The sequence below is a fragment of the Mycobacterium sp. NGS50 genome, assembly GCF_059812545.1.
In genome coordinates this window covers 65,424-82,511 of sequence record NZ_JCALCW010000001.1, presented here as the reverse complement: position 1 = coordinate 82,511, position 17,088 = coordinate 65,424, and the positions used below count along the sequence as shown (strand labels likewise).

General features: G+C 67.4%; 18 protein-coding genes and 1 tRNA gene. 14 read left to right on the top strand and 5 right to left on the bottom strand.

All coding sequences use genetic code 11. The features are described 5' to 3' along the window. The first annotated feature begins 46 nt into the window (after window positions 1–46). From AC5Y36_RS00430 to AC5Y36_RS00400, 7 genes are all read left to right on the top strand, one after another. The gene (locus AC5Y36_RS00430) at window positions 47–1,165 is read left to right on the top strand and encodes an MBL fold metallo-hydrolase (RefSeq protein WP_500039113.1); all 1,119 of its coding nucleotides are present in this window, start codon (window positions 47–49) and stop codon (window positions 1,163–1,165) included. 51 nt (window positions 1,166–1,216) lie between these two features. After that, window positions 1,217–3,601 (top strand): HAD-IC family P-type ATPase, encoded by a 2,385-nt coding sequence (locus AC5Y36_RS00425; RefSeq protein ID WP_500038893.1) that lies wholly within the window; start codon window positions 1,217–1,219, stop codon window positions 3,599–3,601. Window positions 3,602–3,646: 45 nt separating this feature from the next. Next, window positions 3,647–3,826 (top strand): antitoxin, encoded by a 180-nt coding sequence (locus AC5Y36_RS00420; protein WP_500038892.1) that lies wholly within the window; start codon window positions 3,647–3,649, stop codon window positions 3,824–3,826. A 3-nt stretch (window positions 3,827–3,829) separates the two neighbouring features. Then, window positions 3,830–4,267, top strand: a complete 438-nt coding sequence (locus AC5Y36_RS00415; RefSeq protein WP_500038891.1) for a type II toxin-antitoxin system Rv0910 family toxin — start codon at window positions 3,830–3,832, stop codon at window positions 4,265–4,267. 105 nt (window positions 4,268–4,372) lie between these two features. Further along, the gene (locus tag AC5Y36_RS00410) at window positions 4,373–5,143 is read left to right on the top strand and encodes a VOC family protein (RefSeq protein ID WP_500038890.1); all 771 of its coding nucleotides are present in this window, start codon (window positions 4,373–4,375) and stop codon (window positions 5,141–5,143) included. A 165-nt stretch (window positions 5,144–5,308) separates the two neighbouring features. Next, entirely contained in the window at window positions 5,309–6,880 is a 1,572-nt protein-coding gene (locus tag AC5Y36_RS00405) for an ABC-F family ATP-binding cassette domain-containing protein (protein ID WP_500038889.1), read from the top strand. A gap of 9 nt (window positions 6,881–6,889) precedes the next feature. Further along, window positions 6,890–7,306, top strand: a complete 417-nt coding sequence (locus AC5Y36_RS00400; protein WP_500038888.1) for a hypothetical protein — start codon at window positions 6,890–6,892, stop codon at window positions 7,304–7,306. A 115-nt stretch (window positions 7,307–7,421) separates the two neighbouring features. On the opposite strand, the gene AC5Y36_RS00395 is transcribed toward AC5Y36_RS00400, so the two are convergent. The 3 genes from AC5Y36_RS00395 to AC5Y36_RS00385 all read right to left on the bottom strand — a co-directional run bounded on the left by AC5Y36_RS00395 (window position 7,422) and on the right by AC5Y36_RS00385 (window position 10,039). Next, window positions 7,422–7,494: transfer RNA gene (locus AC5Y36_RS00395), tRNA-Arg, on the bottom strand. Between the two features lie 178 nt (window positions 7,495–7,672). Continuing rightward, entirely contained in the window at window positions 7,673–9,103 is a 1,431-nt protein-coding gene (locus tag AC5Y36_RS00390; RefSeq protein WP_500038887.1) for a hypothetical protein, read from the bottom strand. 6 nt (window positions 9,104–9,109) lie between these two features. Next, complete coding sequence (locus AC5Y36_RS00385; protein WP_500038886.1) at window positions 9,110–10,039, bottom strand: site-specific integrase; 930 nt, start codon at window positions 10,037–10,039, stop codon at window positions 9,110–9,112. Between the two features lie 131 nt (window positions 10,040–10,170). Between AC5Y36_RS00385 and AC5Y36_RS00380 the strand changes: the two genes are divergently transcribed. The 7 genes from AC5Y36_RS00380 to AC5Y36_RS00350 all read left to right on the top strand — a co-directional run bounded on the left by AC5Y36_RS00380 (window position 10,171) and on the right by AC5Y36_RS00350 (window position 16,001). Beyond that, on the top strand, window positions 10,171–10,500 hold the full coding sequence (locus tag AC5Y36_RS00380; protein WP_500038885.1) for a helix-turn-helix domain-containing protein: 330 nt from the start codon (window positions 10,171–10,173) through the stop codon (window positions 10,498–10,500). 141 nt (window positions 10,501–10,641) lie between these two features. After that, window positions 10,642–11,232 (top strand): hypothetical protein, encoded by a 591-nt coding sequence (locus tag AC5Y36_RS00375; protein WP_500038884.1) that lies wholly within the window; start codon window positions 10,642–10,644, stop codon window positions 11,230–11,232. Between the two features lie 54 nt (window positions 11,233–11,286). Next, window positions 11,287–11,835 (top strand): DUF6932 family protein, encoded by a 549-nt coding sequence (locus tag AC5Y36_RS00370; protein WP_500038883.1) that lies wholly within the window; start codon window positions 11,287–11,289, stop codon window positions 11,833–11,835. Further along, complete coding sequence (locus AC5Y36_RS00365; protein ID WP_500038882.1) at window positions 11,822–12,808, top strand: hypothetical protein; 987 nt, start codon at window positions 11,822–11,824, stop codon at window positions 12,806–12,808. The genes AC5Y36_RS00370 and AC5Y36_RS00365 overlap by 14 nt, the downstream gene beginning before the upstream one ends. Window positions 12,809–13,048: 240 nt before the next feature. Then, entirely contained in the window at window positions 13,049–13,687 is a 639-nt protein-coding gene (locus AC5Y36_RS00360; protein ID WP_500038881.1) for a hypothetical protein, read from the top strand. Further along, window positions 13,684–14,778, top strand: coding sequence for a helix-turn-helix domain-containing protein (locus AC5Y36_RS00355; RefSeq protein WP_500038880.1), 1,095 nt, complete (start codon window positions 13,684–13,686; stop codon window positions 14,776–14,778). The genes AC5Y36_RS00360 and AC5Y36_RS00355 overlap by 4 nt, the downstream gene beginning before the upstream one ends. Further along, window positions 14,775–16,001 carry a hypothetical protein gene (locus AC5Y36_RS00350; protein ID WP_500038879.1) on the top strand — a complete coding sequence of 409 codons (1,227 nt, stop codon included), beginning with the start codon at window positions 14,775–14,777 and terminating at the stop codon, window positions 15,999–16,001. The genes AC5Y36_RS00355 and AC5Y36_RS00350 overlap by 4 nt, the downstream gene beginning before the upstream one ends. On the opposite strand, the gene AC5Y36_RS00345 is transcribed toward AC5Y36_RS00350, so the two are convergent. Both AC5Y36_RS00345 and AC5Y36_RS00340 read right to left on the bottom strand, forming a co-directional pair. Then, on the bottom strand, window positions 15,998–16,447 hold the full coding sequence (locus AC5Y36_RS00345; RefSeq protein WP_500038878.1) for a hypothetical protein: 450 nt from the start codon (window positions 16,445–16,447) through the stop codon (window positions 15,998–16,000). The genes AC5Y36_RS00350 and AC5Y36_RS00345 overlap by 4 nt on opposite strands. Window positions 16,448–16,680: 233 nt before the next feature. Next, the gene (locus AC5Y36_RS00340) at window positions 16,681–17,037 is read right to left on the bottom strand and encodes a hypothetical protein (protein ID WP_500038877.1); all 357 of its coding nucleotides are present in this window, start codon (window positions 17,035–17,037) and stop codon (window positions 16,681–16,683) included. Window positions 17,038–17,088 lie beyond the last annotated feature (51 nt).

Sequence of the window (17,088 nt, the reverse complement as noted above, 5' to 3'; positions counted from 1 at the left end):
CGGGGACGACGCGGGCAGCGCGGGTCGCGGCCCGCAACTGACGGGCATGCTGCGTGCGGCGCTGCGGCTGACGGCGGGAACGGCCACGCTGGCCGCCGGCGGCTGGACACTGCGCGCCCTGCACGGCACACCCGCGGCGCTGGGCGCGGACCCGGTCGCGATCCGCGCGGTGGCGCAGGGCTCCCCGAACTACCGCGACGGCGTCTTCGTCAACGCCGACCCGGCCTCGATGATCAGCCTGGACCTCGAACAGCAGCGGCGGGTGTTGTGGGAGCTGATCGGGGGCCGGGGAGCCAGCCGTCCCGCGGCACCGATCCCGCTGGCCGAACCGGGTAACGCGGACGGCTCTGCCGGTCCGGCCGGCGAGCTCGCGGTCAGCTGGCTGGGCCACGCGACCGCCCTGGTGGAGATCGACGGCTACCGGGTGCTCACCGACCCGGTGTGGAGTGAGCGCTGCTCGCCGTCGGATGTGCTGGGCCCCGGCCGCCTGCATCCGCCGCCGGTGGACCTGGAGACCTTGCCGGCCCTGGACGCGATCGTCATCAGCCACGACCACTACGACCATCTCGACATCGACACGGTGATCGCCCTGGCCCGCAGCCAGCGGGCGCCGTTCTTCGTTCCGCTCGGTGTCGGGGCGCACCTGCGGGCCTGGGGCCTCCCCGAATCCCGCATCGTCGAGCTGGACTGGAACCACAGCGCCCGCGTCGATGACCTGACCCTGGTCTGCACCCCGGCCCGGCACTTCTCGGGGCGATTCCTGACCCGGAACCTGACGCTGTGGTCCTCTTGGGCGATGCTCGGCCCGTCACACCGGGTGTATTTCGCCGGTGACACCGGCTACACCACCGGTTTCGCCCAGATCGGTTCGGAGTACGGGCCTTTCGACCTCACCCTGATGCCGGTCGGTGCCTACAACGCGGCCTGGCCCGACATCCACATGAACCCCGAGGACGCGGTGGCCGCGCACCGCGACGTCACCGAGGCCGGGCTGCTGGTTCCGATCCACTGGGGCACATTCCGGCTGGCCCCGCACCCGTGGGACGAGCCGATCGAACGGCTGCTCACCGCCGCCGACGCGGCCGGGGTGTCCGTGGCGGTCCCCAAACCCGGCGGCCGGGTGGAGCCCGGCGCCGTCGCCCGAGAACCGTGGTGGAGGTTGTAGCGCAATGACCGGGCGGGCGGCTACGGCCGTGGTCACGGGAACGCTCACCCGGTGACGACAACACGGGCCGAAGGCCTCACCGATGCCGAGGTCGCCCAACGGGTTTCCGACGGCAACACCAACGACGTCCCCACCCGTGCCACCCGCAGCGTGCCCGAGATCGTCCGGGCCAACGTCTTCACCCGGATCAACGCGATCCTGGGCGTGCTGCTGGTTATCGTGGTGTCCACCGGCTCGTTGATCAACGGTCTGTTCGGTCTGCTCATCGTCGCCAACAGCGTCATCGGCATGGTCCAGGAGATCCGGGCCAAACAGACCCTGGACAAACTGGCCATCGTCGGGCAGGCGAAACCGATGGTGCGTCGAGCGTCCGGAACCCGGCCGCTGCCCCCCAGTGACGTGGTGCTCGACGACATCATCGAACTCGGGCCCGGGGACCAGATCGTGGTCGACGGCGACATCCTCGAGGACGCCGCCCTCGAGGTGGACGAATCCCTGCTCACCGGGGAAGCCGATGCGATCACCAAAACTGCCGGGGATCAGGTCATGTCGGGCAGCTTCGTGGTGGCCGGCGCCGGCGCCTACCGGGCCACCAAGGTCGGCCGCGCCGCCTACGCCGCCCAGTTGGCGGCCGAGGCCAGCAAGTTCACGCTGGTCAAATCCGAACTGCGCAGCGGTATCAACAAAATCCTGCAGTTCATCACCTATCTGCTGGTCCCGGCCGGGCTGCTGACCATCTACACCCAGCTGTTCACCACCGGAGTCGGGTGGCGTGATTCGGTGTTGGCGATGGTCGGGGCACTGGTGCCGATGGTCCCCGAGGGGCTGGTGCTGATGACCTCGCTGGCCTTCGCGGTCGGTGTGGTCCGGCTGGGTCAGCGGCGCTGCCTGGTGCAGGAGCTGCCCGCCATCGAGGGGCTGGCCCGCGTCGAGGTGGTCTGTGCCGACAAGACCGGCACCCTCACCGAGAACGGCATGCGGGTCTCCGACGTCGCCGAGCTCGGTGACACCGACCCGGGCGTCATCGCTGCCGCGCTGGCCGCGCTGGCCGCCGCCGACCCCCGCCCCAACGCCAGCATGGCGGCCATCGGTGAGGCCCACCACGTCCCGCCGGGCTGGACCGCGACCGCCACCGCCCCGTTCAAGTCGGCCACCAAATGGAGCGGCGCGTCCTACGGCGATCACGGCAACTGGGTGATCGGCGCACCGGATGTGCTGCTCGACCCGACGTCGGAGCCGGCCCGGCGCGCCGAGCAGCTCGGCGCCCAGGGGTTGCGGGTGCTGTTGTTGGGTGCCAGTGACCGGCCCGTCGACGACCCCGACGCGCCGGGCACCGTAACCCCGGCCGCGCTGGTGCTGCTCGAACAAAAGCTGCGGCCCGATGCCCGCGAAACGCTGAACTACTTTGCCGCCCAGAATGTGTCGGTCAAGGTGATTTCGGGGGACAACGCGGTATCGGTGGGTGCGGTCGCGCACAAGCTCGGGCTGCGCGGCGAGACGATGGATGCCCGCGAGCTGCCCACCGATGCCGCCGAACTCGCCGACGTCGTCGCCGAGTGCACCACGTTCGGGCGGGTCCGCCCGGACCAGAAGCGCGCCATGGTGCATGCGCTGCAGTCGCGCGGACACACCGTGGCGATGACCGGCGACGGTGTCAACGACGTGTTGGCGCTCAAGGACGCCGACATCGGTGTCGCGATGGGCGCCGGGAGTCCGGCGGCTCGGGCGGTGGCGCAGATCGTGTTGCTGGACAACAAGTTCGCCACCTTGCCCTACGTCGTCGCCGAGGGTCGTCGGGTGATCGGCAACATCGAGCGGGTGTCGAATCTGTTCCTGACCAAGACGGTGTATTCGGTGCTGCTGGCGCTGCTGGTGGGGCTCGCCGGGTTGGGCGCCAAATGGTTCGGTGCTGACCCGCTGCTGTATCCGTTCCAGCCGATCCACGTCACGATCGCGGCCTGGTTCACCATCGGGATCCCGTCGTTCATCTTGTCGCTGGCCCCCAACAATGAGCGCGCCCACCCCGGGTTCGTCCGCCGCGTCATGACCTCGGCGCTGCCGTCCGGTCTGGTCGTCGGGATCGCCACCTTCGCCTCGTATCTGGTGGCGTACCACGGCCGGCAGGCGTCCGTCGTGCAGCAGACCCAGGCGTCCACGGCGGCGTTGATCACGCTGCTGGTGTCGGCGGTGTGGGTGCTGGCGGTGGCGGCGCGCCCGTACCAGTGGTGGCGGGTGGCGCTGGTGGCGGTGTCCGGTCTGGCCTATGTGGTGATCTTCTCGATCCCGTGGGCGCGGGAGAAGTTCATGCTCGACCCGTCCAATCTGGCGGTGACATCGACCGCGCTGGCCATCGGGGTGCTGGGCGCCGCCGCGATCGAAGCCGGGTGGTGGATTCAGCACGCCGTCCTCGGCGAGCCGGCCCGGTTGTGGAAGTAGCCGGATCGCCCGACGGTAGGGTTTGGTTCGAGAAAGGACGGCATCATGGGATTTCTGGACAAGGCCAAAGACCTGGCGATGAAGAACGCGGACAAGGTCGGCGCCGCGATTGACAAGGCCGGCGACCTGGTCGACGAGAAGACCGACGGCAAGTTCGCCGGTGCGGTCGACAAGGTGCAGGATGCGGCGAAGAAGGCCCTGCAGGACGACGCCAAAGGCGAGTGACCGATGGCCAAGCTGTCCGTCTCGATCGACGTGCCGCTGCCCCCGGAGCAGGCCTGGGCGCACGCCTCTGACCTGTCCCGCTACAAGGACTGGTTGACCATCCACCGGGTGTGGCGCAGCCCGCTGCCCGACCAACTGGACAAGGGCACGGTCCTCGACTCGATCGTCGAGGTCAAGGGCATGCTCAACCGCATCAAGTGGACGATCGTGCATTTCCGGCCGCCGGAGGGCATGACGCTCAACGGCGATGGTCGGGGCGGGGTCAAGGTCAAGCTGATCGCCAAGGTGAAGCCGAAGGGCGACGCCTCGGTGGTCAGCTTGGACCTGCACCTCGGCGGCCCGGCGCTGTTCGGCCCGATCGGGATGCTGGTGGCGGCCGCGCTCAAGACCGACATCAACGAATCGCTGCGCAGATTCGTCTCGGTGTTCGCGCCGGCCTGAGTTGCCACGGGTTCTTCAGGTGCGCGACACCCTGCGATGAGTTTCGGGTGCGACGCTGGTCGGTATTGACGAAACCGATCATCTGCAACCGCTGAGGAGTTCATCGTGCCCGTCCGAGCCGCCGCCCCGCTGGGCGCACCCACCTGGATCGACCTGACGTCCTCGGATCTGCAACGCGCCCAGGACTTCTACGGCACCGTGTTCGGCTGGACCTTCGAGACCGCCGGGCCGGAATACGGCGGATACGTCAACGCCGCCAAGGACGGACATCTTGTCGCCGGGCTGATGGCCAACAACCCGGAGTGGAACGCGCCGGATGCCTGGACCACGTACTTTCACACCGCCGACATCGACGCCACCGTCGCCGCGCTGGTGGCGGCCGGCGGCTCGTCCTGCGTCGCGCCGATGGAGGTGCCCGCCAAGGGATTCATGAGCATGGCAACCGATCCGGTGGGGGCGTTCTTCGGGCTGTGGCAGCCGCTGCAGCATCAGGGCTTCGAAGTGATCGGCGAGGCCGGTGCCCCGGTCTGGCATCAGCTGAACACGCGCGGCTACGAGGCGGCCGTCGACTTCTACCGGACCATCTTCGGGTGGCGCACCGAACCGGTTTCCGACACCGACGAATTCCGCTACGCCACCGCCTGGTTCGGTGACCAGCAGCTGCTCGGCGTGTGGGACGGGGCGGCCGAGTTGCCCGCGGATGTGCCGGGCAGTTGGACGGTGTTCCTCGGCGCCGACGACGTCGACCACACGCTGCGCGTGATCGACGCGCAGGGGGGCGCCGTGCTGCGCGAGGCCGAGGACACCCCCTACGGTCGGCTGGCGGCGGCGGCCGATCCAACCGGCGCGGTGTTCAACCTGTCGTCGCTGCAATAAATCGGTTGCGGGCGGCGCCACGGCGTGGCTAGCCTGGTCGGCGTCGTCGCACAGGAGGTCAGCACAGTGACAGGTACCGGTCGCGCGCCGTTGCCCGCGCGCTGATAACCGACGCCTGCTTGCGCTCCGGTCATCAGCGCATCCGCTGAATCCTCCGGAGACCTCATGTCTGATCCTGTCATCACCTTCACCGACCTCGGGTATCGCTGGCCCGATGGCAGCACCGCACTTTCCGGCGTCAACGGCTCCCTCGGCGTCGGTCGCACCGGCCTGGTCGGCGCCAACGGCGCCGGAAAGTCGACGCTGTTGCGGCTGATCGCCGGTGCGTTGGCGCCGACGACCGGACACGTCACGGCGTCGGGGGAGGTGGCCTACCTGCCGCAGAACCTCACGCTGAACCTCGCTGCGTCGACCGCGGAGCTGCTGGGGGTCGCCGGGCGGGTGGCCGCATTGCGGGCCATCGAGAACGGCACGGGCACCGCCAGGCACTTCGACGTCCTCGGCGACGACTGGGACATCGAAACCCGGGCCGGGCAAGCACTGCGCGACATCGGGCTGGACTCGACGTCGCTGGACCGGCGCGTCGACGAGTTGTCCGGCGGCGAGGCGATGCTGGTGGCGGTGACCGGGCTGTGGCTGCGGCGCGCACCGATCACCTTGCTCGACGAGCCGACCAACAACCTCGACCGCGACGCCCGTGCTCGCCTGACCCGGCTGGTGACCGCATGGCCGGGCGCGCTCGTCGTGGTCAGCCACGACACCACGCTGCTGGAGCACATGGACGCCACCGCCGAGCTGCACGACGGCCGGCTGAGCACCGTCGCCGGACCGTACAGCGTGTGGCGGGCACACCTGGACGGGCAGCAGGATGCGGCCCGCGCCGCCACCCGGGCCGCCCAGCAGGCCGTGCGGGTCGAGAAACGCCAGCGCGTCGAGGCCGAGACCAAACTGGCCCGGCGTCGGCGCGCCGGGCAGATCGCCTACCAGAACCGGCGCGCAGCGAAGATCGTGATGAACCAGAACGCCGCCAACGCGCAGGTCTCGGCCGGCAAGCTGCGCGCGAACCTCGACCAACGGGTGCAATCGGCCCAGGCCGAGCTCGACGCGGCCGCCGCGTTGGTCCGCTCCGACGATCGGATTCGCGTCGAGCTGCCCGACCCGGACGTGCCGGAAAGCCGGCGGCTCGCCGAACTACCGGGAACCCGCGGGCCCATCGTGGTGCAGGGGCCCGAGCGCATTGCGGTGATCGGACCCAACGGCGTCGGCAAGACCACCCTGCTCGAAGCGCTGCTCGACGGCTCCGCGGGTCGGCTGCTCACCGAGCGGGTCGGCTACCTGCCGCAACGCCTCGACGGCCTGGACGACACGGCCTCGGTGCTCGACACGGTGCGCGCGGCCGCACCCACCGCGTCACCGCGCGAGGTGCGCGCCCAACTGGCCCGGTTCCTGCTGCGCGGCGATGCGGTGTCCCGCCGGGTCGGCACCCTGTCGGGCGGCGAGCGGTTCCGGGTGGCGCTGGCCCGGCTGTTGTTGGCCGACCCTCCGCCGCAGCTGTTGCTGCTCGACGAGCCCACCAACAATCTCGACCTGGCCAGCGTGGATCAACTGGTCGACGCGCTGGGCAGCTATCGGGGGGCGGTGCTGGTGGTCAGCCACGACGACACCTTCCTGGGTCGGCTCGACCTGACCACCACCCTGGTGATGGCGGCCCGCGGCGAACTCGGCGAGGCAAGCTAACCTCGCGCTATGAGTCGCCTGCGTGCCGGTTGGCTGGTTGCGCTGTTCGCCGTGTCCCTGCTGATCAGCGTCTGGTTGCCGTGGCTGACCACCAGCGTCCACGGCGGCGGTCACGCCAGCGCCATCGGCGGCAGCGCGGGCAGCCTGGAACTGCCGCCCCGGTTCGGCGTGGGGCAGCTGATCGTGTTGCTGGCGTCGCTGTTGCTGGTGGCCGGCGCAATGGCCGGCCGCGACCTGTCGACACGGCTGGCTTCGGCTGCCGCGCTGGTGATTTCGATGGTTATCACCGGGCTGACGGTCTGGTATTACCACGTCAACGTGGTGGCGCCGGTGGCCGCCGGGTACGGGTTCTACCTGGGCGCCGTCAGCGCGCTGGGGGCGCTGGGCTGCTCGGTGTGGGCGGTGGTGTCGGCGGTGACACGCTAGCCGGTGGTCATGTAGCCGGGAGCGTGACTGAAAACGTTGTCGCAGCGGCGCAACCCCACGGTTTTCGGGGGTGTATGTCAGCTGGGAGGGCGTTTTCAGTCAATAGGTCAGCTAGTGCCCCCGGCAGGATTCGAACCTGCGACACCGGCTTTAGGAGAGCCGTGCTCTATCCCCTGAGCTACGGGGGCGGGGGACCAGTAGGAATAGGTGTTGAAAACTCTAGTGGATCGCCGGTGGTGGGCGGCGTGCGGCTGGGTGAGTGCGTCGGGGGCTCGGCGGCGCGGTGTTGGTGATGCGTGTGGGTTCGCCGTGCCTGATGGGGCGGGTGGGACTAGCTGGTGGGTAGACGGGTCCGGTGTGGGCCTGTCAGACGGTGGCGGGTTGCGCTTGTCGTTGATGGATGTAGGCCGCAATCGCGTTGCGGCCTAACGCGAATCCGATCATTACGGTGTGTTGTCGGGTTGCGGTGTGGGCGGTCATTCGGCCGCCGTAGAGTGTGCGGTCGAGGGTGTTGTTTAGGGATTCGGCGTCTTCGCGCCAGCCGTAGCAGCGGTCGTAGACGCTGTCGCCTTCGTCGGTTTTGGTGTGCTGGCGTAGGTGTTCGGTGCGGTTGTAGCCCTTTTCGGCGTCTTTGGGGGTGGTGTCGACTCGTTGGGTGTGCACGGTTCCGCAGGTGGTGGCGAAGTCGATGTACCAGCGGTGTGTGCCGCTACGGTTGCGGCGGGAGTAGACCTTGGCCACCGGGAGGGGCTGGAGGTGGGTTTCGCCGGTGTCGAGGATGGTGCGTTCGTGCAGTCGTCCCTGGTTGGTCCACAGGGTGTGGGTGTCGCCGCAGCGGCAGCCGATGGTGGTCAGCGGGGTCGGCATGGCGGTGCCGGCATGTGGTGGGGCCAAGACGGTGAGGCCGGCTTTCATGGCGTGGTCGATGTGGGTGCCGCGGAAGGCGCCGTCGTAGCAGATGCCGTCGACGCGCACGTCGGGTCGGCTGGTGAGGCGGTCGAGCATGGCTAACGCGATGCCGGCTTCGCCTTTGTAGCCTTTGCCGGGCGGAACGGGTGCGGTGTCGAGGACGACGCGCAGGTTGCGGGTGTTGTCGGGTCGGGCGCTGAGGATGGCGAATTTGGTGCCGTAGCGGTATTCGGGTGCGCCGTCGCCGTTTTGGACTTCCAGGTGGGCGTTGACGCCGCGGACACCGTTGGCGGTTTTGCGTTCGATGGTTGATTTGCGTTCGGGGGCGGCGACGACGGTGCCGTCTCCGACGACGAATTGTCCGCGTACTGGCTCGCGGCGTGATGCCCGGGTGGTCGGGTTGAGGCAGTCGAGTTGGCGGGCGAGGGCGGCGGCGGTGTCGATCAGCCCTTGGTGCAGGGCGTCGATGTGGGTGTCGAGGCGGTCTTGGGCGTAGGTGTGGTGATGGCGTCGTGGCGGTGTGGAGCGGGCGGTTTTTCCGTTCGTCGCCGCGTGGCGGCAGATGATCTGCCAGTACTGGGGGTTGGTCATGATGCGGCTGGCGTGGTTGGCGCTGCCGAACGCGCCGTGCAGGACTTTGTGGATGACCGCTACCCATGCCGGGTAGTGCGCCGGGCGCCCGGGTGAGTTGGGTGCGCGATCGGGTATCAGGTTGCTGATCGCATACAACGCCGAATAGGAGGCGACGGCGCGAATCTTCTCGATTTCGAGCAGCGTGCCGTCGAACGGTGTGGCCAGTGCCTCACGTTTGCGCTGGTCGACGCGGCGAGCACCGTAAGCGTCGTCGGCGTCGGGGCGCTGATGCGACGAACCGTGCTTCGACGACATGGCAGATCAGATGTCCTGGCTCCACCGGTAGCCGATGAGTGAGGCGGTACCGTCGAGTGAGCCGGAGCCGGTGAGGTGGGCGGCGGCTTCGATGCGGCCGGTGTCCTCGAAGACGCGTAGCGCGGCGTAGGCGGTCAGCGAGGACGGCTTGATTCCGGCAGTTCCGGTGAGTCCGGCGCGGGTCAGGACATCGCGGACGGTGACGCAGACCCGCGCCTGGCGCTGGGCATCGGAGCCGTCGGAGCCGGTGCAGATGACGGTGTCGGCGGTGGCGCCCTGTTCGGTCATGTGGCTGATCCGTTGGTAGATCACCCGGCGGGCCCACGTATCGAGGGTGAGGAGGCGGGCACGGTGTTTGGTTGAGCCGTGCGCCCAGACGGTGTGGGCGGTGGTGTCGATGTCGGCGATGCGGATGTATCCGAGTTCGCTGGTGTGCGCGCCGGCCAGCAGCAGTGCGGTGGTGGCGGCATGGCGGGTCGGGGTGGCGTGCTCGGAGAACAGCCGCACGAGTGCGGCCTCGTCGTCGTGTAGCGGGCGGACCGTGGAGGCTTCGCGGTCGGGGACGGCGATGTCGGTGGTCGGGTCATCGAGGGTCAGTCCGAGGCGCCGGGCGGTGCGGAAGAACGCCCGCAGCGCGGCGCGGCGGTTGTGCATGGTCGCCACGGCGGCGGGACCGACCACGCCGTGACGTGATCGGCCTTTGGCGGCAACGAACTTGGCGACCAGGTCGTCGTCGGCGCCTGCGAGGGTGGTGACGTCGTGTGCGGCGGCGAAACGGGTGAATCTACGTACCAGCAGCACGAACTTGTCCAATGTCTGCTCAGACATCACGCCGTCGACAGCCCAGGCCGCGGTCACGGTGTCGGCGGCCGACGCCAGGCTTCCCTCAGCCAAGGCCGGCCCCCAGAGCAACGGCAACGTCAGCTGCGTCGTCATGGGTGTTGTCCCACGTCATACGGTGTGGTGTCATGGCGGCACCCTCCCACGTGGTGCGTATATGCACCAATCTGCGGGAGGTGATACTCGGCACAGATGCTGCCCTCAGTGCTGGGCGCTATCGTCGGCTCATGTCGCGCGGTCACGGCGATCAACCGCCGATCGGGTATCTGGCCGCCGGCGGGTGGCCCGAAGGCCCGTTGCTTCCCGACGCACCGCCCTCGGCGTCGGCTGCCCAGTACCTGGCCCGTGCACTTCGGCTGGCGATGGCCGAGATCGGGACCGGTCAACGCGCGCTGGCCGCGGCCACCGGCGTCGCCCACACCACCATCGGCCGGATCCTGGCGGGCACGGTGTTGTGCGACATCGGGACGCTGGCAAGCCTCGAACATGCGTTGGGCCGCCCGCTGTGGCCACCCGCTCCGCAGAAGGGGTCGAACAAGACAACTCGTGGAACGTGACACGTGTGTCACAATACAAACTGCGGAAGCGTCTGCGGTGAACCGAGGACGGTGTGTTGCGCTTGACTCGCGTTACATGTGGCAGAACAATAAGAGATGTGCATGTGCGCGCACCCCAGCGATATGAAGGTGGGTATGGCGATGAGTAGAACCAGTCGATCGTTGATGGATCTGATCGACATCGCGGTAAAGCGTCACGACGGTGCCTCTGGGCGCCGTCTGGCCGATCTCGCCCAGCAGGCCGGCCACGACATTTCCCACGCGACGCTCAACCGCCTGCGACAGGGCACCTATGCGTCTCGGCCCACGGACGCTTCGATCCGGGCCATCGCGTACCTGGCCGAAGTTCCCGAAACGGTCGCGTTCGCCGCCGTAGGCGTGCGGCCACCGGCCGCCGAGCAATACCAGGTGCCGGCCGAAGCCCAGCGGATGAGCACCCGCCAGCGCCGAGCGCTCGATGAGTTGCTGCGGGCATTCGTCATCGAGCAGGCGCCGCCGGCGGCCCCGAGTTTCGGGGCATTGCTGGCCGCACGCGATGAGTTGGCCGCCGCATTGCACGCCGGCCACACCGACAGCCCGTTGGTGGATGCGGCACGCGCGGTGATCGCCTCGATCGATGACACCACTGCCGCGCTGTTCAGCGACGTCGAGGACGATCAGGACGCGCTGACGGGCGGTCGGCATTGGCCGCCCGGTGATGGTGCATCGACTGCGGTGTGCGCTGTGGGCTAAACGCCCGGGGCGGGGGATTCCACCTGACGGGGGCCGAGGCCAGAAGGGTGCAAGGTGGTGATACCGAAACTCGGGCCAGACGGGGTGTTACCCCCGGGGCGGTATCGGGCAACGCGAGAACAACTGCGTGCCCGCTTCGTTGATGACCGAGGTCCCACCCGAGCCGAACTATGGCGCGATTGGGAAGCGGCGACCAACCTGCTTGCGCGCCATGTCCATGTCAACGCCGCCTGGATGCATGGTCCGTTCCTGTCCGAGGACACCGACCCGCCGGCGGTGCAGTGCGTGTATTGGGCCGAAGATTTTGAATTGGACAAAGCCCGCCTGGATGTCGCGGCCGGCAAGTTGTTGCGCGCCTTCGCGGTACCGGGTTATGTTCGTCGCCTTGCCGGCCTGAAGGTCGACACCCAGATCGCGGGCTGGCATTGCCAGGCAGACCCGCGCGCCAGCGACAACTACTATGCGCGGTACTGCACGTGCCGCGGCCAGGTCGACGACCTGCTGCAGCGCTTGGCGGTCGGCCAGACGGGGGCCGGGCCGACGCGGGCGGATGCGTGGCCGCGGCGCGGCTATGTGGAGGTGATCATCGATGACTACACCTGAGGACGAACTCGACCGGCTGGAGTCGGCGATCCTGGCCGCAATGAACACCCCCGACATCGATGAACAGCTGCCGGACTGGAGCACCGCCGACGATCTGTCCCGCATCGGCATCGAGGCGATGATCGATGCCGACCCGTTCGGGCGCACCCTGGCCTCGCACGGCAACATCCGCATCACCGGCGACGGAGTCATCGGCTCGGCAGCCAAGGTCAACGACGTCGCCCGCGTCATGACCGGATTCCAGAGGATCGCCACCGCCGTAGGCGCTTCACAAAACGGCGATAAGGAGCTGGGAAGGCAAGCCAACGCCGACGTCCGGCGCCGCACGGATCTGCTGCTGACCGCCGCCCCCGCCCCCGGCTCCATCATCTTGACCTTCACCCCTGCCCTGGCTCCGATCGAGGAGGTCGGCGGACCCGGAATGTTCGCCGAACTCGAATCCGAGGACCAGATGCTCGACACGGCCCTCGGCGCGACGATCGACGTGTTCGCAGCCGGCAACGACATCGGCCCCAGCCCCGAGGAATCAGCTTTCGTGCACCAACTCGGCGCCATGGGCCCGCGCACCGCCTCGGCGGTACGGGACCTGGCAAAAACGCTGGACCGTGCGGGGTTTGACATCGATATCGACTGGCAACAACCCGCCCGCACCACCCGGCGCGTCCGGGTCACCGCCACCGCAGCGGCGTACATGGCCGACGTGGTCGAACACGCCAACCTCGACGAGCAATCCGTCGCCATCGTCGGTGAATACCTGACCGTCTCCGCGGTGAGCTCATGGCTGGTCCAACAAGACGACGGCGACACCGTCACCGTCAAACTTGGCCGCGTGGACCCCAGTCAGACCCGCGGCCTGGCCGTCGGTGACCGCGTTCGTATCGAGGCGATCATGAAAATCGAAACCACCCCCGGCGGTTACGCCAAAACGACCTACACCGCGCAAACCGTCGAGAAGCTCGGCGCGCATTCGTAGCTTTCAACGAGCGAACCAGGATGAGGCGGGTCGTCGGCGCTGTGCCGGGCGACCCCGACGATTCAGCGAACGCCAGCATTGCTCCTTTTGGCCGGAGAGGCGGGGTGGGGCAGGGGCCCACCGAGGTGGCCGTTTCGGGTGGCGCGCCCCAACCGGCTTACGCGGAGACCGTCCAAAAATGATGCGAATGATTCCGATCTGCTATCCTCGGTGGAGTTGCCCCTGCTAGGGAGGTTGCACATGGCACAGGTGCCCGACATCGCGCCACCACGTCCGCTGCGGGCTGTACTGCCGATCGTCAAGCCCCATCTGGGGCGCCTGGGTGCGGTCCTTGAGGAGGCGTGGACGACCTTCGCCGAGGTGCGCGCGGTGGCCTCACCCCAGATGGCGCAGGCGGGCGCTGGGGCCCGCGGGATGCTCGTCGCCGATTTCGTGAGGGGGCCGGTGCATCGCCGGTTCGCTGGTATCGAAGGGGTGTGGGTTGATGACCGATATGGTCGGCCGTGGGTCAACCTCGATAGCGGTCTCGTACAGATCCGGTTCAAGAAACTGACCCCAGAGCTGGGAATCTGCCCCAGTGATACTGAGCGCCAGACGCGGTTGGCGTTCCATCTGGGTGATCCGCAGCTGCCCGGTATGCCGGAGGCCACTGTTCTGACGGCCGGGTATGTGTTGGATTCAGCTGACCGCCAGTTGCAGCATCTGGCCCTGGTCTGCCATATCGGGCCGGTACTGTATTACTCGGTTCGTCTGCCGGGGGGGAGTCAGGCCGCCGAGCCGGTCGCGCAGTTGCCGCTCACCCCGTTGTCGCCGCCGGTGATCCGCTCGGCACGTGCGGCCGCGCGCAATCGCCTTGATCACGAATACCATTCACGGTGACCGAGCAGGCGCACCCGCGGTTGGTCACCCTGGTACGAGAAGCGAAAGGGTGGTCGCAGCGCGATCTTGCCGCCGCGGCTGGCATGAGCCAGGGGTTCATCTCGAAGGTCGAAACGGGCGTCGTCGATCTGCACGGTGAACATCTGGTGGCGGTCGCCGAGGCGCTGGAGTGCCCGCCGGGACTGCTCACCAACGATCTGCCGGTACAAGGGCTTGAGGTCACCTGTCTGCATCACCGCCGGCGGCATTCGAAAATTCCGGCGGCGGTCAAACGCAGGATTGAAGCGGTCACGCATCTGACTCGGATCAGCGTGGAGGGACTGCTGGTTGGCATCGAAATTGTGCCGGAGGCGCGTCTACAGCGACTCGACATCGATGAGTACAACGGGGATCCCCGCGAGATCGCCCGGGCATTGCGAGTGCATTGGCGTGTGCCCGCCGGGCCGGTCACCAACGTGGTGCAGTTGCTGGAGGCTGTCGGTGTCATTGTGGTGGTTCGCCCGTTGGGGACCAACGCCCAAGACGCGGTCAGTACGTGGCCCCATGACGCGGATCGCCCTCCGATTATGGTGATCCGTACCGGTCTTCCCGGTGACCGGCAGCGTTTCACCACCACGCACGAGCTCGGTCATTTGGTCATGCACCGGCTTCCCGGTGAGAATCAGGAAATCGAGGCGGATGCGTTCGCGGCCGAATTCCTCGCCCCCGCAGACGATATCGGCCCTGAACTGGTCGGGCTGACGACCAGGGATTTCCCGCGTCTGTTGGAGCTGAAATCCAAATGGGGTATCTCAGTTGCTGCACTTATTCGGCGTGCGAAAGACCTTGACCTCATCTCTGAGCGACAGTACAAGGAGTTTCAGATCAAGTTGGGTCGCCTGGGTTGGCGCATGATCGAACCTGGCACGCTGCAGGCCGAAACGCCCGCCACGTTAGATGCGGTGGTCAATACTCATATTCGTGAACACGGCTATAGCATCGGCGAACTCGCACAGGCTGCAGTGATGAGTGAGCGGGCCTTTGAGCGGCATTACCTGTGCTGTCGCGATGATGAACCTCCGCGGTCTCGACTGAGAGTGGTGAAACCGTGACCGGTGGCATCGGCGATCAGCCGAATTTGTTGCCCGAGATGGCCAATCGGCTGTTCGTGCAGGCCGAATGCCGCCGGGTGGCCGCAGTGTCGGATCTGGTGCAAAAGCACCAGATCGGCGCGGTCTACACCGTTGATGCACGTCGCCGCGATCACCGCCGCGAGGATGCCCGCGCAGCAGTGTGGCACACCCGTACGTACGCGCCGAATGTCGATCTGCTGCTCGATGCCAATCTGTACGCCGGCAGGAATCGCAAGGTTGCCGGGCACCTCAGCGCGCTTGACCCCAACCCTCACGTCGGCGGCAACGGCAAACTCGCCGGGCTCAGCTCGCCCCTTGATCCTGGGTGGATTGCCTTTCAGCGTGAGATGAAGCTGCCGTATGCGCTGACAGACTCCGGCTACATCGCCGCTGGCGATAAGGAAGGGCTCTGCGCCACTCTCGAGCAGGCAGCGAAGCTGGGCGACAACGTGATCACCGCGCTACCGGTCTCGGTCAAGTGGCTCACCACCGAGACCGACGTTCTGTGTCAGCAGATCGAGAAATTCGGCATCCCTGTGGCGCTAATGGTCGAGGACTCAGGAGACCCGTTCGACAAAAAGGGGGCCGTCGACGGCCTGATCAGCGCGATCGGCACCGGGGTCCCGATGCTGTTGTTGCGGACTGATACATCGGCGCTGGGGGCGTTAGCGTACGGCGCGGCGGCAGCGGCGGTAGGAGCGACCTCAGCGCTCAGGCACTTCTACCCGATCAAGGATGGGGGGCCCGACGCGGGCGAGGACTTTCTGGCCTTCCTCATCGCCCCGCTGCTCCGGTATGTGCGTAACGCCAACTTCGAAGAGGCATTCCTGGCCGAACCCGAGAACTCTGCCTGGCGGTGTCACTGCGTCTACTGCGGCGGGTCGACCTTGACATGGATCGGCAACGCCGAAGCGGCCGGGGCCGCCGCACCGGCACCGGCTCAGCTCGCGTTCGACGATTTCCCGGCGGTCGACCCTGAACCTCGGCACCGGGACTATCGCGAAGAAGCAGCCTTCCAGCATTCGGTCGCCGCCATCGCTGAACTAAGGACACAGCTGCTGACGCGGGGAGCGCAAACTGTGGGTGGGTTGCCCGAAGCATGGGGCCGCATGTGTGAACAAGCGCAGCAGGCGCACTACACCATCCAGAGCACCGCCAATAACTCCTGGGAGCCGCGCAAGGCGCTCGCCCACTGGCGTTAGCTGACCGCCACATCCGCTGGATCCTCGACCATCTTGTGGTGCAGTGCGTGGGCGAACAATCGTTCTTCCCAGTAGCGGCTGGCGACCATCCTGCGTGCGGTCGAGACCGGACCCAGCCGTCCGCGCACCAGCATGGTCGCGCCGTCTTCATCGTGATGACACACGACGTGAATCCCCGACGCATCCGCATCGCACAACCGCAACGCTGACGGTTTGTGCGGCGTCAGAATCATCGTCGATCCCACACCGCGCAAAGCGTGAGCCGCCTGGAAGGCCGGCCGCCACGTTGCCGTCGAGACAAATCCCACCACCGACAGCGGTGGTGGCGGTGGCGACGATGACATCCCCGCCGGCCACAGCTCCCACAACGACAACAGCGGCCGGTCCAATACCGGACCCGGCCCGGTGAGCAGCCGCGCCCGCACACCGGCGTGCCAGCGAATCACGGGAAAGCCCTGGCGAGCGAACAGACGGGTAAACGGCAGGACAACGCCCCTCCAGCCAACAAGATCAACCGCCTGCTGCACGCGCTGGCGACTGATCCACCTCTCCCGCCGATCGTGCGCGGGCCGTGGCGCCGGCGACGGCGCCGGCACCTGAGGTGGGGCCGCGCCGGCGCCGACAGGGATCATCGACGCATCATCGTCCACGCCGTGAGGGTCGTCGTCACCAGGTCGGGTCATCGAATCCTGCCCCGCACGGGTAATGGGCCCACCATCCGGCTTGCCGCAAACATCTTGATTGCCGCTGCGCCCAAAGTGAACGCCACCAACGAACCGATCCCCAACCCGGCGCTATCGAGCAGTGCGGCGGGGAAGGTCACCTGACGCACATCATCGACAACGCGGGGATTGCCCGATCCTCGACGCGAGCAGGGCCGGATCATGATGGCGAAACGATCGTTGCGCGCCCGCTCGGCCATCACGTAGCCGCCCGGCTCGATGCCCAGCGTGCGGGAGAACCCGACCGGCAGTGCAACGCGCCGATACCGTGTAATACGGCGCGGACCAGCAAAATCCGTCTTATCTAGCGGCATAATACTGCTAATTATAGCAGTCATTGCTGGCAAACACATGCTCACGCATCT